23 protein-coding genes are annotated in these 24,058 nt (G+C 68.9%); 15 read left to right on the forward strand and 8 right to left on the reverse strand.

Annotated elements, in window-relative coordinates:
* Positions 1-9: 9 nt before the first annotated feature.
* On the reverse strand, positions 10-339 hold the full coding sequence (gene yecR, locus MNQ95_RS15900; protein WP_425605682.1) for a YecR family lipoprotein: 330 nt from the start codon (positions 337-339) through the stop codon (positions 10-12).
* 26 nt (positions 340-365) lie between these two features.
* A complete protein-coding gene (locus tag MNQ95_RS15315) occupies positions 366-689 on the reverse strand; it encodes a helix-turn-helix domain-containing protein (protein ID WP_241953387.1) in 324 nt (107 codons plus the stop codon).
* A 229-nt stretch (positions 690-918) separates the two neighbouring features.
* Between MNQ95_RS15315 and MNQ95_RS15320 the strand changes: the two genes are divergently transcribed.
* The 4 genes from MNQ95_RS15320 (at position 919) to MNQ95_RS15335 (ending at position 3,897) form a co-directional block, all read left to right on the forward strand.
* Positions 919-1,128 (forward strand): hypothetical protein, encoded by a 210-nt coding sequence (locus MNQ95_RS15320; RefSeq protein ID WP_241953388.1) that lies wholly within the window; start codon positions 919-921, stop codon positions 1,126-1,128.
* A complete protein-coding gene (locus tag MNQ95_RS15325; protein WP_241953389.1) occupies positions 1,125-2,090 on the forward strand; it encodes a ParB N-terminal domain-containing protein in 966 nt (321 codons plus the stop codon). Before MNQ95_RS15320 ends, MNQ95_RS15325 begins: the two co-directional genes overlap by 4 nt.
* Positions 2,091-2,372: 282 nt before the next feature.
* Positions 2,373-2,573 (forward strand): helix-turn-helix transcriptional regulator, encoded by a 201-nt coding sequence (locus tag MNQ95_RS15330; RefSeq protein ID WP_241954444.1) that lies wholly within the window; start codon positions 2,373-2,375, stop codon positions 2,571-2,573.
* Positions 2,574-2,778: 205 nt separating this feature from the next.
* The gene (locus MNQ95_RS15335) at positions 2,779-3,897 is read left to right on the forward strand and encodes an SGNH/GDSL hydrolase family protein (protein WP_241953390.1); all 1,119 of its coding nucleotides are present in this window, start codon (positions 2,779-2,781) and stop codon (positions 3,895-3,897) included.
* 4 nt (positions 3,898-3,901) lie between these two features.
* Here the strand turns inward: MNQ95_RS15335 and MNQ95_RS15340 are convergent, their stop codons facing one another.
* The 3 genes from MNQ95_RS15340 to MNQ95_RS15350 all read right to left on the reverse strand — a co-directional run bounded on the left by MNQ95_RS15340 (position 3,902) and on the right by MNQ95_RS15350 (position 8,837).
* Positions 3,902-4,615, reverse strand: a complete 714-nt coding sequence (locus MNQ95_RS15340; RefSeq protein ID WP_162411069.1) for a phosphatase PAP2 family protein — start codon at positions 4,613-4,615, stop codon at positions 3,902-3,904.
* Entirely contained in the window at positions 4,596-5,864 is a 1,269-nt protein-coding gene (gene ispG, locus MNQ95_RS15345; protein WP_241953391.1) for a flavodoxin-dependent (E)-4-hydroxy-3-methylbut-2-enyl-diphosphate synthase, read from the reverse strand. The genes MNQ95_RS15340 and ispG overlap by 20 nt, the downstream gene beginning before the upstream one ends.
* 72 nt (positions 5,865-5,936) lie before the next feature.
* Entirely contained in the window at positions 5,937-8,837 is a 2,901-nt protein-coding gene (locus tag MNQ95_RS15350) for a bifunctional diguanylate cyclase/phosphodiesterase (protein WP_241953392.1), read from the reverse strand.
* A gap of 193 nt (positions 8,838-9,030) precedes the next feature.
* Here MNQ95_RS15350 and MNQ95_RS15355 point away from each other — a divergent pair, with 193 nt between their 5' ends.
* The 4 genes from MNQ95_RS15355 (at position 9,031) to MNQ95_RS15370 (ending at position 13,032) form a co-directional block, all read left to right on the forward strand.
* Entirely contained in the window at positions 9,031-9,588 is a 558-nt protein-coding gene (locus tag MNQ95_RS15355) for an RNA polymerase sigma factor (RefSeq protein ID WP_162410984.1), read from the forward strand.
* Entirely contained in the window at positions 9,585-10,601 is a 1,017-nt protein-coding gene (locus MNQ95_RS15360) for a hypothetical protein (protein WP_241953393.1), read from the forward strand. The genes MNQ95_RS15355 and MNQ95_RS15360 overlap by 4 nt, the downstream gene beginning before the upstream one ends.
* A gap of 62 nt (positions 10,602-10,663) precedes the next feature.
* Positions 10,664-11,266, forward strand: coding sequence for an IMPACT family protein (locus MNQ95_RS15365; RefSeq protein WP_241953394.1), 603 nt, complete (start codon positions 10,664-10,666; stop codon positions 11,264-11,266).
* Complete coding sequence (locus MNQ95_RS15370) at positions 11,266-13,032, forward strand: ABC transporter transmembrane domain-containing protein (RefSeq protein ID WP_241953395.1); 1,767 nt, start codon at positions 11,266-11,268, stop codon at positions 13,030-13,032. Before MNQ95_RS15365 ends, MNQ95_RS15370 begins: the two co-directional genes overlap by 1 nt.
* Before the next feature lie 132 nt (positions 13,033-13,164).
* On the opposite strand, the gene MNQ95_RS15375 is transcribed toward MNQ95_RS15370, so the two are convergent.
* Together MNQ95_RS15375 and MNQ95_RS15380 are read right to left on the reverse strand one after the other, a co-directional pair.
* Entirely contained in the window at positions 13,165-14,832 is a 1,668-nt protein-coding gene (locus tag MNQ95_RS15375; protein ID WP_241953396.1) for an acyl-CoA dehydrogenase family protein, read from the reverse strand.
* A 46-nt stretch (positions 14,833-14,878) separates the two neighbouring features.
* Entirely contained in the window at positions 14,879-16,945 is a 2,067-nt protein-coding gene (locus MNQ95_RS15380) for a GGDEF/EAL domain-containing response regulator (protein ID WP_162410963.1), read from the reverse strand.
* A gap of 192 nt (positions 16,946-17,137) precedes the next feature.
* Between MNQ95_RS15380 and MNQ95_RS15385 the strand changes: the two genes are divergently transcribed.
* The 6 genes from MNQ95_RS15385 (at position 17,138) to cspE (ending at position 21,425) form a co-directional block, all read left to right on the forward strand.
* Positions 17,138-17,653, forward strand: coding sequence for a CYTH domain-containing protein (locus MNQ95_RS15385; RefSeq protein WP_162410962.1), 516 nt, complete (start codon positions 17,138-17,140; stop codon positions 17,651-17,653).
* A gap of 153 nt (positions 17,654-17,806) precedes the next feature.
* Positions 17,807-18,493: a DsbA family oxidoreductase gene (locus MNQ95_RS15390; protein ID WP_241953397.1), complete on the forward strand. Its 687-nt coding sequence runs from the start codon at positions 17,807-17,809 to the stop codon at positions 18,491-18,493.
* A gap of 203 nt (positions 18,494-18,696) precedes the next feature.
* On the forward strand, positions 18,697-19,698 hold the full coding sequence (nagZ, locus tag MNQ95_RS15395) for a beta-N-acetylhexosaminidase (RefSeq protein WP_162410960.1): 1,002 nt from the start codon (positions 18,697-18,699) through the stop codon (positions 19,696-19,698).
* Positions 19,699-19,754: 56 nt separating this feature from the next.
* Positions 19,755-20,339: a hypoxanthine-guanine phosphoribosyltransferase gene (locus MNQ95_RS15400; RefSeq protein WP_241953398.1), complete on the forward strand. Its 585-nt coding sequence runs from the start codon at positions 19,755-19,757 to the stop codon at positions 20,337-20,339.
* Positions 20,336-21,085 (forward strand): S-methyl-5'-thioinosine phosphorylase, encoded by a 750-nt coding sequence (locus MNQ95_RS15405; RefSeq protein ID WP_202922883.1) that lies wholly within the window; start codon positions 20,336-20,338, stop codon positions 21,083-21,085. Before MNQ95_RS15400 ends, MNQ95_RS15405 begins: the two co-directional genes overlap by 4 nt.
* A 133-nt stretch (positions 21,086-21,218) precedes the next feature.
* Positions 21,219-21,425 carry a transcription antiterminator/RNA stability regulator CspE gene (gene cspE / locus MNQ95_RS15410; protein WP_162410957.1) on the forward strand — a complete coding sequence of 69 codons (207 nt, stop codon included), beginning with the start codon at positions 21,219-21,221 and terminating at the stop codon, positions 21,423-21,425.
* Between the two features lie 51 nt (positions 21,426-21,476).
* Here the strand turns inward: cspE and MNQ95_RS15415 are convergent, their stop codons facing one another.
* Positions 21,477-22,307 (reverse strand): alpha/beta hydrolase, encoded by an 831-nt coding sequence (locus MNQ95_RS15415; RefSeq protein WP_241953399.1) that lies wholly within the window; start codon positions 22,305-22,307, stop codon positions 21,477-21,479.
* A 197-nt stretch (positions 22,308-22,504) separates the two neighbouring features.
* On the opposite strand from MNQ95_RS15415, the gene MNQ95_RS15420 reads away from it, so the two are divergent.
* Entirely contained in the window at positions 22,505-23,818 is a 1,314-nt protein-coding gene (locus tag MNQ95_RS15420; protein ID WP_241953400.1) for an alpha/beta hydrolase, read from the forward strand.
* Positions 23,819-24,058 lie beyond the last annotated feature (240 nt).

Genomic DNA, 24,058 nt, shown 5'->3' on the forward strand with positions numbered 1-24,058 from the left:
TCACGACAACTATTGGCCGGGCGAACCTGTGCACTGGTACTCCACCGTGACCCGTCGGCTACCGCAGTTGCCGAACCCCCGCCTAGACAGACAGTCGTTCCGCTGCGAACCGAATGACTCGGCTCCCTTGTAGCCCCATGCCATGCACTTCTGCATAGCCAGCCGATCTCCTTCCGCTTGGCTCAGATCCGGGCGCTGGAACTCGTTGTGTTCGTAGGAAAGACTTACCATGCCATCGGCGCGACTGCCTCCCGTCACCAGCCAATTCTTCTGAGTCGCGCAGCCTACGGTTAGAAGTGCGACAACAATGCCGCACAGAACAGCTCTTTCCCCTTTCATTACTTGCCCCTATTGCAGTCCGAACTCTACGAGTTATCAGACTCAAGCATCCGCAGCAGGTCGTCTTTCTTCGCGGTGGGCAGCCGATCAAAGGCTAGGATCATGCGGGCCAGCCGATCATCCGTTGTTAGCAGGTATGCAGTCGGAACATCCAGGGCAACGGCCATCCGCTCGACCATCGCCATGTCCGGCTCGTGAACTCCCTGCTCGTATCGGTTGATACGTGTGCTTGCCACAAATGCATCCAGCCCCGTTCGGATACCCAACTCCTTCTGCGACAACTGATGCCCCTGCCGCGCCTGCTTCAGGCGCCGCTGGAACACCAGCCGGATGTCGGTCTGCCTCGGCACTGCTACGGACGCTCGTATAGGAAATCCCCTACGAGATTCGTAACTTTGCCTTGATCGCGATACTACGAATTTCGTAGCTCTGGGCGCAAGCGAACTGGCCAGACGCTCGCCGAAGCTGCTCTGGGCATCAACAGCAACCTATTGATCTGTATTTGAATTTTGTTTCGGTACCCTACATACAGAACCCCAGACGAGGGTTGTGACACAAGGACGCGAAAAAGGAACACGCATGATCGATCTAGACCCCACCGCCCTTACTCAAGCTATCGCTTTGAGTGGGCCACTGAACGTGCGGGCGATTGGCTTTGATATCCCATCGTTCGACCTGTTGAAGGGCATCCAGCGCAGGCCTAACGGCCTCATCCGCCGCAATGCTAGAAATGCGGAAGTATTGAAGCACCGGATCCACACCCGCCCGAAAGCCGGGAGCAATCCGTGAACCTATGGACAGTCTTGGATGCCATGCAGGCAACCGAAGTCCACAACGTAGCAGTGTCGGAAGTTAGAACGCATGCTCATTTGCAGCCGCGAAGCGAGCGCCTTCTTCCCTACAAGGATGCTGGGCGGGCAAAGCTGCTAAGTGATGACCATATCCAAGTGCTCAGTTCGGCACTGGATGTCAGCCAAGAAGTTGAACTTGAGCCGATCTGGCTGGCTGACATACCAGCAACGCCGGGGAGGAATATCAAGGCTGGCCTGTACGTCGTTGACGGGCACCACAGGCTCAGCGCCTACAACAAGGCCGAGCGCAAGACGATTCCCGCTCGCATACTCCCCATGAATTTCGCAACGGCAGTCCTCGTTTCCAAGCCGATCAACTGTAGTGGTTGCAAACTCCTCATGCACAGGGAGCAACGGTTGGATGCCACTTGGCAGTATCTGGCTGCCGTTATGGAGCGAGGCGCACGGCCCTTCCTACCCCATGGCGAATCTCTGCGCTCGGTTGCGGGAAAATTTGGCGTCGGACACCAAACGGTCTCCCGCATGCTAGTGGAACTGCGGAAGGTGAGGCTTGATGAATATTTGCCAGACGCCCGTGACCCTGGAACAGATTGGCCACGCTGGAAGTATGTCCGTACACCCAAGTCCATTTGGCAAACACCCATCGAGATGCTACCTAATGAAGCGCGCATAGTGCGGAATGCCGAATCACTCGCGCGCGCCATTGCCGGGATGATGGAGAACTCATCCCCGGAAGAACGGGCGCTGGCGTTGCAGATGTTGGCAGCCGAGGAAGTGTCCAGCATTGACCCGACCGAAACTGTTAATTTCTTAGCTGATGCAGCCCGCCCCTACGGGACGTATGTGGAATACGTGCTGTCTCATTGGGACAGGAAGAAGGCCAGCCAAGCCGAGGGATTGTCTCAGAACGAGCGGTTCATGGAGACAGCGGCGACATAGGGTGGCTTGTCACAGGCCAAAATTTGTTGCGCTTCCGCGAGCCCCCTTCTCTAACTCGCTGTGACGGGGCGCCCCCCTATGCCTCCGGCATAGCACCGACCCATAGCTCGGCCCCATCCCCCTCCCGTCTCATGGGTTCACTGCGCCGCAGTGGCGTTTCCGCGCTTCAGAAATACACCACCCAATCCGATTGATTCGCCCGCGTTACACGCTGGCGAGCCTTTCATCGTTTGAGAAATCCACATGATCGAACTACAACAACCCACGGTCCCCTACTGGTTCATGCGAGCGAAGGAGGTCACTGGCGCCATCGGCGTAAGCAAGAGCACCCTCTACGCTTGGGCAGCTTCCGGGAAGTTTCCCAAGGCTGTGCAGCTACCCGGCGGCGGCGCTACTGCCTGGGTGTCCACCGAAGTCACCGCGTGGATGAGCGCTGCAGTGGCAGCACGCGACAGCGCACTAGCCTTAGCGGACCAACTTTGACGGTAACTTTGACGGCAACAAGAAATAGCGAATCACATAAAGTTATTGCGTTACAGCAACTTACGAGTATTATTATGGCGACCCTGGCCCACCACTTTTCCGAAAGCCACCTCCGGGTGGCTTTTTTCTTGCGCGAAGGCAACCCCGGCAACATCGCGAACGCTCGTTTAGGATCGCAGGCACCGCCGCCCGGATCCGCGCCTGCATGAAGAAGACGTTCCACGCCCTGCTCCTGGCCTGCGCGTGCGCGGCCCCGTTCGTGGCGCCGGCCAGGGCAGCGTCCGTGGCGCGCGTGGACGCGCCCACCATGGAGGGCCTGGCCCCGGCGCACTTCGCCATTGGCGGCCGCGTCGCGACCACGCCGGGCTCCGGCGGCTGGACCTGGCAGTGGCCGGGCCTGTACTTCGAAACCGCCTTCGCCGGCGGCGAGGCCGTCTTCGAGGTCGGCGCGGGCGCGACCATCCTCCATGTGGAGGTCGACGGACGCACGGCCGCCACCCTGGCCAGGCCCGCGCCCGGCCTGTACCGCGTCTCCGGCCTGGCCGGAAATCGCCCGCACATCCTGCGCATCCAGGCGGCCACCGAGAACCAGGCGGGGCCCAACCACTTCGGCGGCATTTTCCTGCCCGCCGGCAGCCAGCGGCTGCCGCCGCCGCTGCGCGAGCGGCGCATCGAGTTCATCGGTGACTCGCACACCGTCGGCTACGGCAACCTGTCGCCACGGCGCGAGTGCAGCGAGGCGGAGGTCTGGGCGACGACCGACAACACCCGCGCCTACGGGCCGCTGCTGGCCGCGCGGTACGGCGCGGACTACCGGATCAACGCCATCTCCGGGCGCGGCGTGGTGCGCAACTACGGTGGCATGGCGGCCGATACGCTGCCCCAGGCCTATCCCTACGCGCTGTTCGACCGCTCCGAGCGCGCGGGCGACGAAGGCTGGCATCCACAGGTGGTGGTCATCGCGCTGGGCACCAACGACTTCTCCACGCCCCTGGCGGCGGGCGAGCGCTGGAAGGATCGGCAAGCGCTGTACTCCGACTACGAACGCGCTTACGTCGCCTTCGTGCGATCGCTGCGCGACCGCTACCCTGCAGCCCGCTTCGTCCTCTGGTCCACCGACCTGTTCGGTGGCGAGATCCGCGCGGAAGTCGAACGGGTGGTCGCCCGGCTGAATGCCGACGGCGATGTGCCCGTCACCTACCTGCCCGTCGCCGGCCTGCAGATGTCCGGCTGCCACGGGCATCCGTCCCTCGACGACCATGCACGCATCGCCGAACTGCTGGCAGCGCATATCGAAACACTGGCCGACCGCTGGGATGAATGAACGCTCAAGCCGCAGGCGCGCTCCAGCGGGAACCGTCCTGCCACGGGCGCCGCTGCCGGAACAGCACCAGGTAGGCACCACTGGTCCAGGCCAGCCCCGCCGCCCAGCCGCCCAGCACGTCGGACGGATAGTGCACGCCCAGGTAGAGCCGCGACACGCCGACCAGGCCGGTGAACACGACGGCCAGGACCAGCACCGGCCAGCGCCAGCGCGTGTGCCAGGCCAGCAGCACCAGCACGGCGGCCAGGGTCATCGAACCCATCGCATGGCCGCTGGGGAAACTGAAGGTCGTCTCCGGCGCGATCGATTCCCACAGCGACGGGCGCGCGCGCTGGAAATAATGCTTGGTCGCCACGTTGAGCAACGCCGAGCCGGCGAAGGCGGCGATCGCGAAGACCGCCTCGCGCCAGCGACGGAAGGCGAGCAGCGCCAGCGACAAAAGGATGTCGACCGGGATCACCCCATAGCGGTAACCGGCCAGGCTGAACCACAGGAAGAACCGGTCCCAGCCCGGTGACGTCCAGCCGTGCAGGCGCATCAGCAGTGCGTCGTCGAAGACCAGCGCTTCCATCTCGTGCACTTCGTCGGCCAGTTCGGCGAACACCCACAGCGGCAGCAGCACGCAGGCGAACAGCACGACGAGCAGGCCCAGGTTGCCGCGCAGCACCGCGGCCAGGGAAGACAGGCGCGAGCGGGCCTCAGCCGGCCCTGCGGGCATAGCGGGTGTCGACGTAGTCGTCGATCAGGGCGACGAATTCAGCGGCGATGTTCTCGCCCTTCAGGGTGACCTTCTTCTCGCCGTCGACGAACACCGGTGCCGAAGGCGCTTCGCCGATCCCCGGCAGGGAAATGCCGATGTTGGCGTGGCGCGACTCGCCCGGACCATTGACCACGCAGCCCATCACCGCCAGGGACAGGTTCTCGGCCCCGGGATGCGAGACGCGCCATTCGGGCATCTTCGCGCGCACGTGCTCCTGCACGGTCTTGGCCAGCTCCTGGAAGAACGTGCTGGTGGTGCGGCCGCAGCCCGGGCAGGCGGTGACCATCGGGGTGAAGGCGCGCTGCCCGGTCGTCTGCAGCAGTTCCTGCGCGACCACGACCTCGGTGGTGCGCGACTGGCCCGGCTCGGGGGTCAGCGAGATGCGGATGGTGTCGCCGATGCCTTCCTGCAGCAGCACCGACAACGCCGCGGCGGAGGCCACGATGCCCTTGCTGCCGATGCCCGCCTCGGTCAGGCCCAGGTGCAGCGCGTAGTCGCAGCGCGCGGCCAGGTCGCGGTAGACCGCGATCAGCTCCTGCACACCGCTGACCTTGCAGCTGAGCACGATGCGCTCGGCCGGCAGGCCGAGTTCGACCGCGCGCGCGGCCGAATCCACCGCCGAGAGGATCAATGCCTCGCGCAGCACGCGGCCGGCGTCCCAGGGCTCGGCGCGGGCGTGGTTCTCGTCCATCAGGCGCGCGGCCAGCGACTGGTCCAGCGAGCCCCAGTTGGCGCCGATGCGCACGACCTTGCCGTACTCCAGCGCCTTCTCGATGATCGCGGCGAACTGGGTGTCCTTCTTCCTGCCGAAGCCGACATTCCCCGGATTGACCCGGTACTTGGCCAGCGCCTCGGCGCAGGCCGGTTCGCCGGCGAGCAGCTGGTGCCCGTTGTAATGGAAGTCGCCGATCAGCGGGACGTCCACGCCCATCATCACCAGCTTGTCGCGGATGCGCGGGATGGCCGCCGCGGCTTCGGGGGTATTCACCGTCAACCGGACCAGTTCGGAGCCCGCGCGCCACAGCTCGGCGACCTGCTTCACCGAAGAGGCCACGTCGGCCGTATCGGTGTTGGTCATCGACTGGACCACCACCGGCGCGCCTCCACCCACGGCAACCCCGCCGATCAGGACCTGGCGGGTGGGACGGCGCGGCCACGGTGCGGCCGAGGCGGGAGGCGTGGGGCGGGTGACGGCGTCATGCTGCATGCGCGCATTCTAGACGGGCGACGGCAACGGCGCCCGAACCCCGGCGCAGCGCGTGGCGGCTCAGGCGGCGGCTCAGGCCAGGCGACGTGCCGCAGGACGGCCGAGCAGGAACCCCTGCCCGCAGCTGCAGCCCATTTCCTTCAGCGTGTCGCGCTGCAGTTCGGTTTCCACGCCCTCGCCCACCGTCTCGATGCCCAGCGTACCGGCCAGTGCCAGGATCGCGCGGACCAGGGCCAGGCTTTCCTGGCGTCCCCCGTCCTCGTCCAGGCCGGCGACGAAGCTGCGGTCGATCTTCAATCCTGAGATCGGGAACCGGTGCAGGTACGACAGCGCGGAGAAGCCGGTGCCGAAATCGTCCAGCTGCGCGAGCACGCCGTGCTCGCGCAGGGTGTTGAGGATGCGCAGCGTGCGCGGCGCGTCGTCCAGCAGCGCCACCTCGGTGATCTCCACCCGCAGTCGCGACGGATCGGCGTCGGCCGACTGCAGCAGGCCGAGCAGCCGGTCGGCGAAATCCGGCGAACGGAAGTGCCGCGGCGACACGTTGACCGACACGTAACCGCTGCCGCCCCGGGCCAGTTCGCCGATCACCTGCTCGTACAGCAGCCAGTCGACCTGCTCGATCAGGCCGCTCTCCTCGCCCAGCGCGATGAACTCGGCCGGAGGCAGCAGGCCGCGGCGCTCGTGCTGCCAGCGCAGCAGCGCTTCGTGGCCGATCACCTCGCCATCCTCGAGGCGGATGATCGGCTGGTAGTACGGCAGGAAGTCGCGGCTGATGATCGCCCGGCGCAGGTCCGCCTCCAGGTCCAGGCTGCGCACGGCCTGCTCGCGCATGTCCTCGTCGAAGATGGCGTAGCGGTCGCGACCCTCGTTCTTGGCCCGGTACATGGCCGCATCCGCGTCGCGCAGCAGCTCCTCACCGGTGTTGTAGCGCGGGTGCCACAGGGCGATACCCATGCTGGCCGAAGGAAACAGTTCGCGTCCGGCCACCCACAGCGGCCTGCCGATCAGGGCCAGCAACCGCGGCGCCAGGTCGCGCACGCTGCCGCCGCCGTCCGGGCAGCTGACCAGGATCGCGAACTCGTCGCCACCGAGCCGGGCAACCACATCCTCGGCCCGCATCGCCGAGACCAGGCGCTTGGCGACCTCGATCAGAAGCTCGTCGCCGGCGGCGTGGCCGATGCTGTCGTTGACCAGCTTGAACCGGTCCAGGTCCAGGAACAGCACCGCGAACGGCATGCCGTCGCCCAGCTGCGCGCGTTCGATCGCGCTGGCCATGCAGTCCAGCAGGTAGGCGCGGTTGGGCAGCCCGGTCAGGGTGTCGTGCAGGGCCTGGTGGGTCAGCCGTTCCTCGGCGCGCATGCGCTCGCCGATCTGCGCGACCAGCTGCTCGTTGGCCTCCTCCAGCTCGGTGGTGCGCTCGACCACGCGCTGTTCGAGCTCGGAATGCGCCGCGCGCAACCGCTCCTGCGAACGCTGCCGGGCCAGGCCATTGCTGATGTTGTGGGCGACGAAGGTCAGCAGGCGCTGGTCGTCGGCCGTGAAGCGGATGTCGGCGGTATAGCTCTGCACGGCCAGCACGCCGACCACGTCGCTGTCCCGGTGCAGCGGCACGCCCAGCCAGCTGTAGGCCTGGATGCCGTACTCGTGGATCTCGCCCTCGCCGGCCAGGCGGTCGATGTCGCTGCGGTCGACCAGCAAAGCCTCGCGCATGCGCAGCACGTATTCGGTCAGGCCGTTGCTGAGCTTGCGCGCCGGCCGGTGGTCGCCTTTCTCGTCGACCGAGTACACGAACTCGATCGACTCCTGGTCGTCGCTGAGCAGCGCGATGTAGAAATTGCGCGCATAGATCAGTTCGTCGACCGCCGCATGCACCTTGGCGTGGTACTGCTCCAGCGACTCGGAGCTCATCGCCATCTCGGTGATGCGGAACAGCGCATGCTGCAGGCGTTCGGCGCGCTGGCGCTCGACCACTTCCTCCTGCAGCTCGCGGTTGGCGTGCTGCAATTCGAGCGTGCGTTCGCGTACCCGGCGTTCGAGTTCGACCTGGGCCTGGCGACGGTCGATGGTGGTCAGCACGTGCTGGGCGACGTAGCCCAGCAAGGCACGGTCTTCATCGGTGTAGCTGGCCGGCCGGTCGTAGCTCTGCACCACGATCGCGCCGCAGACCCGCTCGCCGCGCTTCATCGGCACGCCCAGCCAGTCCTGGCTGTCGGGACCCTGGATCTCGCTGTACTGGACCTGCAGCTTGCGCCGGATCAGGGTCGACGGCCCGCGCAGCGCGCGCCCGTGGCGCAGCAGCGCGAACGTCAGGCTGTTGGGCATGTCCGCATCGGTCCACTCCTGCTCGGGGTCGGGCTGGTAGGCGTCGGCCTCGTCGGCGAAGTAGACGAAGCGCAGCGACTCGCGCGTGTCGTCGTAGGTGACGATGTAGCAATTGGGCGCATACATCAGCGAACCGATGATCGCGTGCAGGCGATGCAGCATGTCGCCCATCTCGACCTCGGCGCTGGCCAGCTCGGCGATCTCGAACAGCGCCTGCTGCAGGCGCCGCGACTTCTCGAGCCTCTCGATCCGCGCTTGCGCCCGGGACGCCTCCAGCGCCGATCCCAGCAACGTCCGCGCCGTGGCAACCCAGGCTTCGCGCGCGGCGGCGTCCAGCGGGCCCTGCAGCTGCGCCACCAGCGACACGTTCGCGCCTTCCTCGTCGTTCCAGTACGCCGACACGGTCCCCGGCTCCTGCGCCAGCGAGCCGGCTTCGGCCAGGGCCAGCTCCAGGCGACGTGCCGGGCCGGTCTGGATCGGCGGTTCCATCAGGAAACGATTGCCCAGGGTTGCGTCGCGCCAGCCCACGGCCAGCTGCGCGCCCGCCGGCAGCAGTGCATGCAGGGTGGCGGCTGCGCGCTCCAGGGGCGTGCGCGGCCCGACCGCAGCCTGCGCCAGCGGTGCGCTTTCAAGTGTGCTTGCTGGACTCATGCATCCCCGGGTGCTGCCCCTCGACCCAAGCATAACGCCGACGATGCCCGCGTATGCAGTCCGGACCCCATCCGCCCGCCCGTGCGTTGTTCATGGCATGTCGTTCCCCTGCACCCTGCCGCGCATGGCGGCCTTGCCGGCCATCGCCCGGCAACCGCTTGCGCCGCGCCCGCCGAACCGTAGTCTGGTGGCCATGGACCAGCCCGTGGCCGAGACGACCGATGAAGCGCTGATGCTCGCCTGGGCAGGCGGTGAAGCGGCCGCGTTCGAAACCCTGTACGCGCGGCACCGCGGCCCCCTGTTCCGGTTCCTGCTCGGCCAGCTGCGCGACCGGCCCCAGGCCGAAGAGGTCTACCAGGACGTCTGGCAACGGGTGATCGCCGCCCGCGAGGGCTGGAAGCCGGAGGCCGCGTTTTCCACCTGGCTGTACCGGATCGCGCACAACCGGCTCAACGACCACTGGCGCGCCCAACGCCACCGGCCCGCGGCGCCGATCGACGCGGACCTGCGCGTGGCCGCCCTGGCCGACCCGGACGATCCCGAGCGCGTGGCGGCACGCGAGGAAGGGCGCCAGTCCCTGCAACAGGCACTCGACGAACTGCCCGAAGAACAGCGCGAGGCGGTGCTGCTGCGCCTGCAGCAGGAACTGAGCCTGGAGGAAATCGGGCAGATCACCGGCGTCGGCCGGGAAACCGTCAAATCGCGGCTGCGCTATGCGCTGGACAAGCTGCGCGCGAGGTTGAACCCATGAATCCGCAGCACGAACGCCACGAACCCCTGGACCCGGAAGAGCGCGCGTTGGCACGCCTGCTGGCCGACAGCGAGCTGGCCGAGCCATCGGCGGGACTGGACGCACGCATCCTGGCCGCCGCGCGTGCGTCTTCGCGCCCTGCGCAGGTGTCCGCGCCGCGTCGCCGCCGACTGCGCTGGCCGGCCACGCTGGGCCTGGCCGCCTCGGTGACGTTGGCGGTCGGCGTCGCCTGGCAGCTGCGCGAACCGCCGCTGCCGGCTCCGGCGCCGGTGCGGGACGAGGTATCCATCCAGCCGCCGGAAGCGGAGGACGCAGCCTCGCACCCCGCCACCGCGCCCGTTGCCGAAATGGCTCCGCCGCCTGCACCGATGACTGAACCATCGACCAGGCAGGCACCGCCAGAGCAACAGCGCGTGGCCGTGGCCGTGGCCGCGGCCCGCGAGCGGACGGACCAGCGCCAGGAAAAGGCCGCCCGCCAGGCCGAGACGCGGGCCGCTGCCGAGGCCGAACAGGCACGCGCCCAGCAGGCAGCGGTCGCCGCCGCGTCGCAGCGGACCAGCCAGCGTGCCGAGAAGGCCGCCCGCCAGATGGCTGCCGCTCCTTCCGCCGCCTTGCCGCCGCCCCCCGCCGCACCGCCGGTGGATGTGGCCGAACCGCGCCCGACCGACGTTTATCAGGAACCCTCACCGCCTGCTCCTCCAGCCCCGGTCGCGGACATGGGTGCAGCGGCCGGCACGATACCCGCCGAGCGCGCCCGTGCCGCGTCGGCCGATGACGGTTTCGCCGCAGATCCGCCCCAGGCCGTCGCCGCCGACGCGGCGGGCCTATCGCTGGCCACGGCAACGGCCATGATCGATGCTGACGCCCGCCTGCCGGCCACCCAGTGGCTGCAGCGCATCCGCGAGCGCGCCGGCCGTGGCGAACAGGAACTCGCGCGGGCCAGCATGGCGCGCTTCGTCGCCACCCATCCGGACGTGCCGCTGCCCGACGACCTGCGCCTGCTCGCGCCCTGAGCTCCATCGGGCGCCACAGCGCGCCGGCGGCCGCGGACCCGGCGGCTACAATGCGCGCAGAGATGACCGATACCCTCGCCGCCCCGGCCACGCACCTGCTCGAAGTCCGGCACAGCCGCTTCCTTGCCCACGCCGAGGCGGTGGATGGCCCGGTGCCGGCCATGCAGTTCGTCGCGCGGGTCTCCGATCCCGACGCCACCCACAATTGCTGGGCGTGGCGGATCGGCCAGGATTACCGCTCCAGCGACGACGGCGAACCGGCCGGGACAGCTGGACGCCCGATCCTGGCGGCGATCGACGGCCAGGGTTACGACCGGATCGCCGTGGTGGTGACCCGCTGGTACGGCGGGATCAAGCTGGGCGCTGGCGGACTGGTGCGCGCGTACGGCGGCACGGCCGCCGAATGCCTGCGCATCGCCCCTCGCCAGCCACTGGTGGCGATGGCCGACCTCGGGCTGGCCTGCGCGTTCGACGACCTGGGCCTGGTGCACGCGGCGCTGCCCGCGCATGCGGCCGAGAAAACCGGCGAGCGCTTCGAGGCCGACGGCGCGCACCTGTCGCTGCGCCTGCCCGCCGCGCAGGTCGATGCCCTCCAGCGGAGGCTGCGCGACGCCACCCGCGACCGCGTCCGCTTCCACATTCCGCAGCACCCGGAGACCCATTGATGGCCGAGAACGACAACGAACGCGACGGCCGCATGCGCCGGCTTGGAAGCCTGCGCACGCTGTGGCCGTTCGTACGCCGCCACCGCGGGCTGTTCGGCGCCTGGCTGGTCGCGCTGGCCGTGTCTTCCAGCGCGACCCTGAGCCTGCCGGTGGCGGTGCGCTACATGATCGACCACGGCTTCGGCGGCGGCAGCCAGATCAACCAGGCCTTCGGCCTGCTGTTCGTGGTCGCCGTGGTGCTCGCAGCGGCGACCGCGGCGCGCTTCTTCTTCGTGTCGCTGCTCGGCGAAAAGGTGGTCGCCGACCTGCGCAGCCAGCTCTATGCGCACCTGATCGGACTCGATCCCGCGTTCCACGACCGCAGCCGCAGCGGCGAGCTGGTCTCGCGCCTGTCGGCCGACAGCGAACTGCTGCGCAGCGTGATCGGCACGACGATGTCCGTGGCCCTGCGCAGCAGCGTGACCGTGGTGGGCAGCCTGGTGATGCTGTTCGTGACCAGCCCGCACCTGGCTGCGTACTCGCTGGTCGGCATCCCGCTTTCGGTGCTGCCGATCGTGCTGGGTGCGCGCCGGCTGGAAAAGGCCTCGCGTGCGAGCCAGGATCGCGTCGCCGATGCCAACGCACTGGCCGCCGAGACCCTGGGCGCGGTGCGCACGGTCCAGGCCTACGCCCGCGAACCCTACGAACGCGGACGCTTCGGCGCGGCGCTGGACGTCGCCGTGGCCACCGCGCGTCGGCGGATCGGCGCGCAGGCCATGGTCACCGCCGCCGCCATCGTGCTGGTATTCGGCGCGATCGTTCTGGTCCTGTGGTCCGGCGCGCACCAGGTGATCGAGGGCACGATGACCGCCGGCACGCTCGGCCAGTTCGTGCTGTACGCGCTGATCGGCGGTGGCTCGGTGGGCGCGCTGGCCGAAGTGTGGAACGAGCTGCAGCGCGCCGCCGGCGGCATGGGCCGCATCTCCGAACTGCTGCAGGAACAGCCGCAGGTCGCCACGCCGGCCCGGCCGGTCGCGCTGCCGTCGCCGCTGCAGGGCGACATCCGCTTCGAGCAGGTGATGTTCCACTACCCCGAACGGCTGGATGCGCCGGCGCTGCAGGGCTTCGACCTGCACGTGCGCCATGGCGAGACGGTCGCCCTGGTCGGCCCGTCGGGTGCAGGCAAGAGCACGGTGCTCTCGCTGCTGCTGCGCTTCCACGATCCGCAGTCGGGCGCGGTCCGGATCGACGGCATCGACCTGCGCGAAACCGACCCTGCCGCCCTGCGCGCGCAGGTGGCACTGGTGCCGCAGCACCCGGTGCTGTTCGCGGCCAGCGCGATGGACAACATCCGCTACGGCCGGCTCGATGCCAGCGACGACGAGGTGCGCGCCGCCGCGCGCGCCGCGGAGGCCGACGGTTTCATCGAAGCGCTGCCGCAGGGCTATGCCAGCGAACTGGGCGAGCGCGGCGCGCGCCTGTCCGGTGGCCAGCAACAGCGCGTGGCGATCGCCCGGGCGCTGCTCAAGGACGCACCGGTGCTGCTGCTGGACGAGGCCACCAGCGCGCTGGACGCGCAGAGCGAACGCGCGGTGCAGCATGCGCTGGAGAACCTGATGCGTGGCCGCACCACGCTGGTGGTCGCACACCGCCTGGCTACGGTGCTGCGCGCCGACCGGATCGTGGTCATCGACCAGGGCCGGATCGTCGCCGAAGGCACCCACGAACAGTTGCTCGCGCAGGGCGGCCTGTATGCGGAGCTGGCGCGGCTGCAGTTCCTGGACTGATCCGCTGCATCGAAGCTGTCGCCGTGGCGCATCACCCATGCCGGTTGTTCCATGGCGCCAGCTGAAGCCGGCTTCTGCATGGATCGGCGAAACCTGCTTGCCGGCTCCACCTGCATTGGTTGAACGCAGCCTCTACACCGGCAGCGCGCGGGAAAGGATGCCGGTGAAATCGAGATCCGACGGCAAGGTGCCCATCGCCAACCCGTGTTCGCCGCCGAGGCGGCTGCGCAGGAACGCCTCCGCCAGGGGGCTGCCCACGGCGAGCAGGGCCGAGCCCTGGAGCACCAGCGCAAGGCGCTCGACCAACGAGCGTGCCTGCGCTTCCGGTACTTCGGCGGCTGCGAGCTGCTGGTTCAATCCCGCCGCCTCGCGTTCCAGCAGCGGATGGGATGCGGCCGCCCGTTCGAGCGCATCGTGCAGCGCCCGCGTCGCGGCGGGTTCGCGCGAAAGCGCGCGCAGCACGTCCAGGCACTGGATATTGCCGCTGCCCTCCCAGATCGAATTGAGCGGCGCCTGCCGGTACAGGCGCGGCAGGATCGAATCCTCGACATAACCGGCACCGCCCAGGCACTCCTGCGCTTCGTTGACCAGGACCGGCGCGCGCCGGCACAGCCAGTACTTCCCGATCGCGGTGGCGATGCGTGCGAAGGCGGCGGCCTCGCGGTCGGTGGCCGCCGCGTCGACCACCGCGGCCACGTGCAGCGCGAAAGACGTCGCCGCCTCCGACTCGATCGCAAGATCGGCCAGCACGTTGGCCATCAGCGGATGTTCGACCAGGCGCCGCCCGAACGCGCGCCGATGGCGCGCATGGTGCAGCGCCTGGGCCAGGGCCATGCGCACTTCGGCGGCCGCGCCGAGCATGCAGTCCAGCCGGGTCAGCATCACCATCTCCAGGATCGTGGCCACGCCACGCCCCTCCTCGCCTACGCGCCAGGCCTGCGCGCCGCAGAATTCCACTTCGCTAGAAGCGTTCGCCCAGTCGCCGAGCTTGTCCTTCAGCCGCATCAGCCGGAATGCGTTCTTCGTGCCATCGGCCAGCCGCCGCGGCATCAGGAAGCAAGCGAGCCCACCGGGAGCCTGGGCCAGCACCAGGAAACCATCGGACATCGGCGCGGAAAAGAACCACTTGTGTCCCACCAGCGCGTAGCCATCGCCTGCCGGCAGCGGCGTGGCGGTGGTGGCATTGCTGCGCACGTCCGAGCCTCCCTGCTTCTCGGTCATGCCCATGCCGATGGTGAGCCCGGCCTTGCCCGCCACCGGCACGTCGCGCGGGTCGTAGCGCGGCGCTGCTGCCTTGTCCGCCCACTCGCGCAACGCCGGCTCGCGCCGCAGCACCGGCACCGCCGCATGGGTCATGGTCAGGGGGCAGCTGGTGCCGGCCTCGGCCTGGTGGTGCAGGTAGCTGAGAGCGGCACGCGCCACGTGTGCCCGCCGGCCCTTTTCCTGCCATGACAGGCCGGCCACTCCGTGCGCCTTGGCCTGCTCGAGCAGCCGGTGGTAGGCCGGATGGAACTCGACCACGTCGATGCGGCGGCCATGCCGATCATGGGTGCGCAGTCGCGGGCGGTCGCGATTGGCGTCGAAGCCCAGCCGGTACAGCTCGTCGCCGGCAAGCCGGCCATAGGCCTGGAGGCTGTCGGCATGCCCCTGCGCGCCGGCGAGCGCGATGCCCTCGCGAAGTGCCACGTCGTCGGCCCACAGGTCACGCGGCTCGAACGACGGCGGCGGCGCATCCACCCGGTGGGTCTCGAAACGAGACGGATCGTGCGTCTCCGGATCCCGCCTGTCCTGCTCGCGCATGACGCTCCTCCGGGTCCGGATCGCGGCGCGGGGGCCGCTCCGGGACTCAGCTGAAGTCGAAATTCATCGCCGCGCCCACCGGCGCGACGAAGCCGCCTGCGACATAGTCCACGCCGGCGCTGAACAGCTGGCTCATCGCCTGCGCATCCTCCACGTGCTCGGCGATCGTGGTGATGCCGGCTTCGCCCGCGCGCGTGGTGATCTCGCGGACCTTGTCCTGGACCTCGCCCGGCCTGCCCATCTCGTCGGTCAAGCCCGGGTCGATCTTGAAGAACGACGGCTTGAGGTGCGCCAGCAGCTGGAAGGAATCGAGCCCGGAACCGAACTGTTCGAGCCCGAAACGGCAACCCATCGGCGCCACCGCGGCCAGGAACTGCTGGGCGTTGCGCAGGTGGGTGAACACCTTCGCCTCCGGCGCCTCCAGCCACAGCCGTTCGCCTGGAACGCCGTGCGCGGCCAGTTCGCGGCCGATCAGGTCGGCCATGGTCGTGCTGGCGAACGATGCCGGGCTGATCCGCACCAGCATCCGGGTCTGGCGACCGGCGCGCTCCCGCTCGCCGAGCACGGTGATCGCCCGGCGCACCACCCACAGGTCGATTTCACCGAGCAGGCCATGCTCCTCGGCGATGCCGAGGAAGCCCGACGGCGTGACCAGCTCGCCGTTGGCGTCCACCCGCAGGTGCGCCTCGTAGAGCTCGCCCGGCTCGCCCTGCAGGCTCATCACGGGCTGGTAATGCAGGGTGAAACCCTCGCCGACCAGGGCCTCGCGGATGCGCGAGACCCACAACTGGATGCGCTCTTCCTCGGCGCGGTCGACGGCGCCCGGGTCGAACACCTGCACCGTGTTGCCGCCCAGTTCGACGGCGGAATTCAGGCACTGGTTCGCCCGCGCCAGGATCTGCGGCACGCTGGCGATCTTCTCGCCGACCTGCACGCCGCCAATGCTCGCGGTCACCGTGACCGAACGCGCACCGACGCTGAACACGTGGGTGGCGAAGGCTTCGCGCAAGGCGTCGGCCACCGCCCGCGTGCGCGCATGGTTGCCCTCCAGCAGCAGGGCGAAACTGTGCTCGCCGAAACGCGCGACCTTGATGTCGGCGTCCACGGACGTGCGCACCCGCGCGGCCAGCGCCGCGATCAGTGCGTCGGCCGAGTCCAGGCCGATGTCCGGCAGCAGTCGCGCGTAGTGGTCCGGATCGACCAGCAGGAAGCCGTACTGGCCGCCGTCGCGCCCGATCGTGGCGACGGTGTCCTCGAGCAGGTGCATGAAGGTCGGCCGGTTCAACAAGCCGGTCACCTGGTCGCGACGGCGCAGCTCCTCGACCTCGCGCGCCAGTTCCGGGTCCAGTTCCTCGCGGCGCCGGAACACGACCTGCACGCAGGCCTCGCCCTCGTAGCTGGCGGTGACGAACTCCATCTTCGCCGGGAAGGTGCTGCCATCGACATGGCGCGCCTCCATCAGGTATTCCGGCGGCGGCGGCTCGCCCTTGGACATCGATTTGAGCAGCTGCTTGAAGCCGTCGATGTGCTGCGGGCCGACCAGGTCCAGCAGCGAGATGCCTTCCACCTCGTCGAACGATTCGAACCCGAACATCTCCAGGTAAGCGTCGTTGGCGCGGATGTGCATGCCTTCATGGATGTAGGCCACCGGATCGCGCGAGGAGGCGATCAGCGAGTCGCAGCGGCGCTCCGTCTCGCGCAGCTGCGCTTCCAGCCGGCGCAGGCCACGGCGCGCGTCCAGGTCGGCCCATTCGCGCTTGAGGATTTCCAGCAGGTGCTCGGGACGGTGCTTGAGGACCAGGGCGCGGGCACCGCCGCCCAGGGTCGCGAGCACGGCGGCCTCGTCGATCCGGTCCACCAGCAGCAGCAGCGGGAGGTCCTTGCCACTGGCGGCGACCTGGGTGCGCACCTGTTCCAGCGGCATCGAGGCCGCGTCGGCGGCCACGACCAGGTCGATCGGCTGGCTGGCGACCATCTGCGCCAGCTCGGCGGCGTTGGTCGGCCGCAGCGGGCGTACTGCGATGCCGCCGTTGCGCAGGGTACTGACGATCGCTTCTGCGTCTTCCACGCGGTCGTCGACGATGAGCAGGCGAATCGCGGTGTCTTTCTGCATGCGGTGGGCCAGGGGAGCCTTCGGGATGGGCGCTCGGGGGAAAGCGCGGACGAAGCCGGTTTAATACACGATGGTCGCCGGAGCGTCCATGGCGCGTCGCGTGAAAGCCGCCGTGCGTCACCGGTGCCCGCGCAGGGCGCGCTAGCATGTGCGCCCCGCGAGCGGCGGGACTGTCGTGTGAGGACGCGAGGCATGGGCATCGAGATCGAACGCAAGTTCACGGTCACCGGCGATGGCTGGCGGGCGGCAGCCGAGCGGGTCCAGCCGATGGCGCAAGGCTATCTGAACAGCCTGGCGGCCCTGGAAGGCGGCGGGCAGCGAGCGTCGGTGCGCGTGCGGATCGAAGGCGATCGCGCATTCCTCAACCTCAAGTCGCGCGAGCCGGGGCACACCCGGCAGGAATTCGATTACCCCGTGCCGGTCGAAGACGCCCGCCAGCTGCTGGCCCTGTGCGTGGGTGGGCGCATCGAGAAACGCCGCCACTACGTCCGCCATGCCGGCCACCTGTGGGAAGTGGACGAATTCATCGGCGACAACGCCGGGCTGGTGGTGGCCGAGCTGGAACTGGCGTCGGCCGACGAGGCCTACGCGCGCCCGGACTGGCTCGGCATCGAGGTCACCGACCTGCAGCGCTATTACAACCTGGCCCTGGCCGAACGGCCGTACTCGCGGTGGGACCCGGTCGAGCGCGAGCCGCCGCTTCGCTGACACCGGCGGACCCGGCGTTTCCTCGAGCAGGACCGCCGCGCCGGCGCATGGCGAAACGGCGCGAAGACGGTTCACGGGGCAAGGGGTAGCGGGGCGAGTCCCGCTCCCAGGGATCACCTTGCGGGAACAGGGTCCCGACCCCATCTGGGTGCCATGAGAATCGATATCTGGTCCGACGTCGTCTGTCCCTGGTGCTGGATCGGCAAGCACCGTTTCCAGCGTGGCGTGGAACTGCTGGGTGACGCCGCCCCGCCGCTGGAGGTGCACTGGCACCCGTTCCAGCTCGATCCGGACGCCGGCACGGAGCCGGTACCGTTGCGCCAGGCCTATGCCGCCAAGTTCGGCGGCGCCGAGCGCACCGAACAGATCCTGGCCCAGACCCAGGCCACCGCGCGCGCCGAGGGACTGCCGATGGATTTCGAGCGCGGCCAGGTCCGGGTGACCACCCTGCCCGCGCACCGGCTGATGTGGCTGGCCGCACGCGAAGGTGACGCACACCTCGTGGGCGAAGCGTTGTTCCGCGCCCACTTCGTCGAAGGCCGCGACCTGGCCGATCCGCAGACGCTGGTCGAGGCCGGTGCCGCCGGCGGGCTGGCCGCCGGGCGGGTCCGCGCCGTCCTCGACACGGACGAGGGCCTGGCCGAGGTCCGCGCCGAACTGGCGCAGGCACAGGCGATGGGCATCCGCGCGGTGCCGACCTTCGTCATCGACGGCCGCTATGCCATCCAGGGCGGGCAGCCTCCGGAAGCCTTCGCGCAGGCGCTGCGCCAGGCGATGGCCGAGGGCGCCCCGGCGCCTGCCTCCGGTGAGGCCTGCGGACCGGAAGGCTGCTCGGCATAGGAGCCGATCCGGGCGGACATTTGCCGGGACCGGTCCATCACGGCCGGATCCAGGCCGGGATGGCCCAGCGAACGGCTTCGCGTCGCAGGCCGGATCCGTTCCCCGGAGAACGGACGCATGCGCGGTACGCCCGTGCACAGCGTCCCGCCCGCATCTGCGACAATGGCCCGGCGCGCGATCGGCGCGATCCGGAGTCCAAACGCATGCTCGTGATCGGCGTCGCCGGCACCGAACTGACCACGCAGGAACGCGACTGGCTGCAGCACGACGCGGTCGCCGGCGTGATCCTGTTCCGGCGCAACTTCGCTTCGCGCGACCAGGTCGCCGAGCTGTCGGCCGCGATCCGCGCCGCCGCGCCGCGCCCGCAACTGGTCTGCGTGGACCAGGAAGGCGGCCGCGTGCAGCGTTTCCGCGAGGGCTACAGCGCGCTGCCGCCGTTGCAGCACTTCGACGCCCTGTACCGCCGCGACCCCGAAGCCGCCCTCGCCCTGGCCCAGGAACATGCCTGGCTGATGGCCAGCGAAATCCGCGCCAGTGGCGTGGACCTGAGCTTCGCCCCGGTGGTCGACCTGGCCCGCGGCAATCGCGCCATCGCCGACCGGGCCTTCAGCGACGACCCGCAGGTGGTCGCCGCGTTCACCCGCGCGTATGTCCGCGGCATGCACAGCGTCGGCATGGCCGCCACGCTCAAGCATTTCCCGGGCCATGGCACCGTGCTCGAGGACACCCACTTCGACGACGCAATCGATCCGCGTCCGCTGGACGTGCTGCGCGCAGAGGACCTGGTCCCGTTCGTGGCCGGGATAGAAGCCGGTGCCGACGCGGTGATGATGGCGCACGTGGCCTACCCGGCGGTGGCGCCGGAGCCGGCCGGCTACTCGAAGTTCTGGATCGAGCATGTCCTGCGCAGCGAAATGGGTTTCCGCGGCGTGGTCTTCTCCGACGACATCGGCATGGCCGCCGCGTTCTCCGCGGGCGGGGTCAAGTCGCGGATCGACGCTCACCTGGACGCCGGCTGCGACGTGGTCCTGGTCTGCCACCCGGAACTGGTCGAGGAATCACTGCGCGCGGTCGAAGGCCGCGCGCTCAACACCGCGGCGCTGACTGGCCTGATCGGCCGCGGCGCACTGGGCTGGGACGGCCTGCTCGCCGATGCCCGCTACGACAGCGCGCAGTCGCGCCTGCCACCGGCCTCGGTCGCCTGACCCGGCCAGCCACCTACTTTTCCGCTTCTCCACACCTCTTCCGGTAGCATCGCCCGATGTCGAATCTCCTAATCGCCGAAGTCCTCGAAAAGTCCGACCTGCTGGTCGACCGCCCCGCCATCGATGCGGCCATCGCCTCCATGGCCGATGCCATCGCCCGTGACTACATCGGCGACGTGCCGCCGCACCGCCTGGGCGACAGCTTCGTGCCGGTGTTCCTGACCGTGATGCACGGCGCCCTGCCCTTCGCCGGCCAGCTGGCTCTGGAGCTGGGCGCGCGCGGGCTGGACCTGCAGTTCGACTACCTGCACGCGACCCGCTACCGCGGCAACAACCAGGGCGGCGAACTGGTCTGGAAGCACCGGCCGGCCACGTCGCTGTATGGCCGGCGCGTGCTGATCGCCGACGACATCCTCGACGAAGGCCACACCCTGGCCGAGGTCAGCCGCTGGTGCATCGAACAGGGCGCCACCGACGTGCGCATCGCCACGCTGACGGTCAAGGACCACGACCGCTGCGTGGAAGGCGTGCGCGCCGACTACGTCGGCCTGCACCTGCCGGACCGCTACGTGTTCGGCTTCGGCATGGATTACTACGAGCAGGGGCGGAACCTGCCGGGCATCTACGCGCTGAAGGACTGAGCGGCATGGACATCGCCCTGGCCGTGATCGGCGGCACCGGCGTCTATCGGCTGGCCGCGCTGGAAGACGCGGAGGCCCGCCATTTCGAAACGCCCTACGGCGCGCCCTCCGGTCCCTTGCGGATCGGCCGCCTCGGCGACGCGCGCATCGCCTTCCTGGCCCGCCACGGCGAAGGTCACGCGCTGCCGCCGCACCGGGTCAACTACCGCGCCAACCTGCATGCGCTCAGGCAGGCCGGCGCCCGGCGCGTGCTGGCGCTCAACACCGTCGGCGGCATCACCGACCACTACGGCCCGCGCGTGCTCGCCTGCCCCGACCAGCTGATCGACTACACCTGGGGCCGCGAGTCGAGCTTCTGGGACGGCGAAGGCGAAGCGCTGCACGTGGACTTCGGCCACCCCTACAGCCCGATGTTCCGGCACAAGCTGCTGGCCGCCGCCCGGGTGACCGGTGCGCGCGTGGTCGACGGCGGCTGCTATGGCGCCACCCAGGGACCGCGCCTGGAGACCAATGCCGAGATCGCCCGCATGCGCCGCGACGGCTGCGACCTGGTCGGCATGACCGGCATGCCCGAGGCGGCGCTCGCACGCGAGCTGGGCCTGGAATACGCCTGCCTGGCGATCGTGGCCAACTGGGCCGCCGGGTGCGGCGACGCGCAGGAGATCACCCTGGCCGAAGTGCTGGACAACGTGGCCGCCGCGTCGGCTGGCCTGCCGGAGCTGGTCGCCGAGCTGGCCCGGGGCTGATCCGGCCACCGGTGTTAGCGGTAACCCATGCAACGGTGCCCCGGACGATTGTCAGCCGCGCCCCGGCTTTTGCATACTCCGCTTCGCGGCAGCCGCCGCGCATTCCGTCAATCGCTAAGGACTACGCAGCATCATGGCCAACGGTACCGTCAAGTGGTTCAACGACGCCAAGGGATTCGGCTTCATTTCGCCGGAAGATGGCAGCGCGGACGTGTTCGCACACTTCTCCGCGATCAACTCCAAGGGTTTCCGTTCCCTCACGGAAGGACAGCGGGTGAGCTACGAGGTGACCCAGGGCCCCAAGGGCGCGCAGGCCTCCAACATCACCCCGATCGCCTGACCGCGACTGTCAGGTGTTTCAATTGAACCCCGCCGCAAGGCGGGGTTTTTTTTATCCGGCCGGCGCTGCCGGGGTTGCTGCTTCCTCGTGCAGGAAGCGGCCATGGCGCAGGAATTCCAGCACCTGGCCGATGACCACGTCATTGACCACCATGAAGGTGTGGTTCACCGGCAGCACCAGGAAATCAGCCATCCCGTCGACCTTGGCGCGCTCCACCGCGACCTTGCCGTCGTTCTCGCCGACGATGCGCGTGGCCAGCACGCTGTCGAAGGCGGTCTGTTCGTTGCCGGCGATGATGCCGAGCGGGAACTCCGCCGGCCCCAGTCGCGCGGCGATGCCACCCGGGCCGGTCACCAGTTGCGCGCCGGCCGGGCCATTGACCCGGTCGTACAGCGTGGTGCCGACCAGCGCGTCGGCGACCTCGCTGCCCTGGTTGGGCGGACCGAGCATCACCACCCTGCCCAGCCCTGCGACCGGATCATTGCCGAGGTAGTAGCGCAGCAGCAGGCCGCCCATCGAATGGGTGACGAAATGGATGCGCTGCGCGCCGGCGTCGCGGCATTCGCGCACGCCCTGCGGAATCGCGGTCCGCGCCGAGGCCTCGATCGTCTGGCTTTGCGACGGGTAGTCGATATTGGCCGTGGCATAGCCGGCATCGCGCAGCATCCAGTCGATCCGGGCCATCGAACGATGGGTCCGTCCCAGTCCGTGCAGCAGGACCACGCACTCACCCTGCACCGGCGGCAGGCGCTGCGGATCTTCGCCGGACGGCGCATCGGGCCGCGCATGGGCGACGCCCGCGGCCAGCAGCAGGAACCATGCGCAGGCGATGCGAACGACCCGGTGCGCGTGCGGCGCGACAACAGCAGCCTTCAGTTCCATTCGTCATCCCGTTGGCCCAGTCAACGCGAATATACAGGCAGCCACCATCCACGCCGCGCGCCCGGCCCATGTTCCGCCGGCCGGCGCGCTCTGCTACAACTGGCCCGCCGATGCTGTCGCCCAAGGGGGCATCGTTGCCGGGCCAGATGCATGGCGCGGACGCGGGCCCAGTGATGTACCACGCACGCGAGGTTCCCATGCTCCGATCGTCGACCCGATTGCTTGCCTGCCTGTTGATGCTGTTCGCCCTGGCCGCCTGCCAGCCTCCGGTACGGCTGATGCCGGCACCGGCGGTGTTCCTCAACGGCGAACACAACCTGTTCGGCGCCAACGCCAACCTCGATCGCAGCAGCGACATCCAGGTCTTCTACGCGACCAACCGGGTGCCCTTCGGTCCTTCGGGCGCGCGCGCCTACACCGTGTTCCCCGGCGACGAACTCCACCTGGGCGTGGCCAACCTCAGCATCGGCGGTGGCGGCCGCAGCTGGGACTGGCTTTACGAGCAGTCCACCAATGCTTCCGCCGAGCGCCGGCCGCAGCTCCTGGTCAATTCGATGGACGAAAAGGCGTCGGTCGCACCGGGCGCCTCCGTGGACGAGCCGGGCGAGGAAGCCCTCGCCTTCCTGCGCCTGGTCGACGAGGCGCTCGCGCGCAGTGCCGACCCGAACCTGACCATATACGTCCACGGCGCCAATACCAGCGTCGGCCGCGCGACCGCGCAGGCGGCACAGTACCGCCATTTCACCGGGCGCAATTCGGTGGTGCTGTCCTTCATCTGGCCGTCGGCCGAGAACTTCATGCGCTTCTCCCACGACGTGGCCAAGGCCGGCGGCACCGCTCCGGCTTTCGCCCAGCTCGTGCGCATGCTCAGCCAGCACACCCGGGCCCGGCACATCAACGTGATCGCCTACAGCTCAGGGGCGATGGTGGCCTCGCCCGGCCTGGCGATCCTGGGCACGGCCACCGCGGGATACGATCCGGCGTCAGCGCGGCTGGGCGAGGTCTACTTCCCCGCGCCGGACGCCGACTTCCGCCAGTTCGTGAGCGAACTGCAGGTCTACCACGGCTATCCGCAAAGGGTGACGGTCACGGTGAACATGCGCGACTCGGTGCTGGTGCTGTCGCGGCTGCACCAGCGTGGCTCGCGTGCCGGCAGGCCGGATCCGACCGAACTCAGCCCCGAAGACGCGCAGTGGATGATCGACGCCTCCAACCGGCTGGACTTCGACCTGATCTCGGCCAGCGCCGACGACCTGCCGGGCATGGACCGGCGTTCGCACATCTTCTGGTACGACCATCCCTGGGTCAGCAGCGACGTGCTGCTGAAGATGCTGTTCCACATGGCGCCGGAAGAACGCGGGCTGCAGCGCAACCAGAACGAAGCGGACCTGCAGTTCTGGACGTTCCCGGAAAACTACGAGGCGCGCCTGGACGAAGTGATGGACCAGCTGGTGCAGACGGCATCGGCGCCACCCGCAGCCGGGATGGAGGCCAAGGGGACGACACAGTAATCCTGTGCCGGTCACGCGCCCGCATGCAGCACCGTGGCGCCATTCTGCCGGAGGCGTGCCACTTCCGTAGGAGGCGTGCACTTCTGTAGGAGCGGGCATGACCGCGACCACGACGGCCTCGGAAACCACTAGCGGGTCGCCTGTGCTGAAGGCGTCGGTGTCGCGGTCATGCCCGCTCCTACGAGAGCGAGGAGCACGGTCCTCTGCCGCACAAAACCCGGGCCACCGCATCACAACCTC

Origin of the sequence: Pseudoxanthomonas daejeonensis (assembly GCF_022637495.1) — a bacterium.
Lineage (GTDB): Bacteria > Pseudomonadota > Gammaproteobacteria > Xanthomonadales > Xanthomonadaceae > Pseudoxanthomonas > Pseudoxanthomonas daejeonensis.

What these genes read in the sequence shown, in the direction of transcription:
- MNQ95_RS15365 (WP_241953394.1), top strand. Translation starts at nt 10,664, where the DNA reads ATGACCGATACCCTCGCCGCCCCGGCCACGCACCTGCTCGAAGTCCGG.
- yecR (WP_425605682.1), bottom strand. Translation starts at nt 339, where the DNA reads ATGAAAGGGGAAAGAGCTGTTCTGTGCGGCATTGTTGTCGCACTTCTA.
- MNQ95_RS15390 (WP_241953397.1), top strand. Translation starts at nt 17,807, where the DNA reads ATGAGAATCGATATCTGGTCCGACGTCGTCTGTCCCTGGTGCTGGATC.
- MNQ95_RS15350 (WP_241953392.1), bottom strand. Translation starts at nt 8,837, where the DNA reads ATGAGTCCAGCAAGCACACTTGAAAGCGCACCGCTGGCGCAGGCTGCG.
- MNQ95_RS15320 (WP_241953388.1), top strand. Translation starts at nt 919, where the DNA reads ATGATCGATCTAGACCCCACCGCCCTTACTCAAGCTATCGCTTTGAGT.
- MNQ95_RS15400 (WP_241953398.1), top strand. Translation starts at nt 19,755, where the DNA reads ATGTCGAATCTCCTAATCGCCGAAGTCCTCGAAAAGTCCGACCTGCTG.
- nagZ (WP_162410960.1), top strand. Translation starts at nt 18,697, where the DNA reads ATGCTCGTGATCGGCGTCGCCGGCACCGAACTGACCACGCAGGAACGC.
- MNQ95_RS15415 (WP_241953399.1), bottom strand. Translation starts at nt 22,307, where the DNA reads ATGGAACTGAAGGCTGCTGTTGTCGCGCCGCACGCGCACCGGGTCGTT.
- MNQ95_RS15360 (WP_241953393.1), top strand. Translation starts at nt 9,585, where the DNA reads ATGAATCCGCAGCACGAACGCCACGAACCCCTGGACCCGGAAGAGCGC.
- MNQ95_RS15385 (WP_162410962.1), top strand. Translation starts at nt 17,138, where the DNA reads ATGGGCATCGAGATCGAACGCAAGTTCACGGTCACCGGCGATGGCTGG.
- cspE (WP_162410957.1), top strand. Translation starts at nt 21,219, where the DNA reads ATGGCCAACGGTACCGTCAAGTGGTTCAACGACGCCAAGGGATTCGGC.
- ispG (WP_241953391.1), bottom strand. Translation starts at nt 5,864, where the DNA reads ATGCAGCATGACGCCGTCACCCGCCCCACGCCTCCCGCCTCGGCCGCA.
- MNQ95_RS15370 (WP_241953395.1), top strand. Translation starts at nt 11,266, where the DNA reads ATGGCCGAGAACGACAACGAACGCGACGGCCGCATGCGCCGGCTTGGA.
- MNQ95_RS15355 (WP_162410984.1), top strand. Translation starts at nt 9,031, where the DNA reads ATGGACCAGCCCGTGGCCGAGACGACCGATGAAGCGCTGATGCTCGCC.
- MNQ95_RS15340 (WP_162411069.1), bottom strand. Translation starts at nt 4,615, where the DNA reads ATGCCCGCAGGGCCGGCTGAGGCCCGCTCGCGCCTGTCTTCCCTGGCC.
- MNQ95_RS15380 (WP_162410963.1), bottom strand. Translation starts at nt 16,945, where the DNA reads ATGCAGAAAGACACCGCGATTCGCCTGCTCATCGTCGACGACCGCGTG.
- MNQ95_RS15420 (WP_241953400.1), top strand. Translation starts at nt 22,505, where the DNA reads ATGCTCCGATCGTCGACCCGATTGCTTGCCTGCCTGTTGATGCTGTTC.
- MNQ95_RS15330 (WP_241954444.1), top strand. Translation starts at nt 2,373, where the DNA reads ATGCGAGCGAAGGAGGTCACTGGCGCCATCGGCGTAAGCAAGAGCACC.
- MNQ95_RS15375 (WP_241953396.1), bottom strand. Translation starts at nt 14,832, where the DNA reads ATGCGCGAGCAGGACAGGCGGGATCCGGAGACGCACGATCCGTCTCGT.
- MNQ95_RS15335 (WP_241953390.1), top strand. Translation starts at nt 2,779, where the DNA reads ATGAAGAAGACGTTCCACGCCCTGCTCCTGGCCTGCGCGTGCGCGGCC.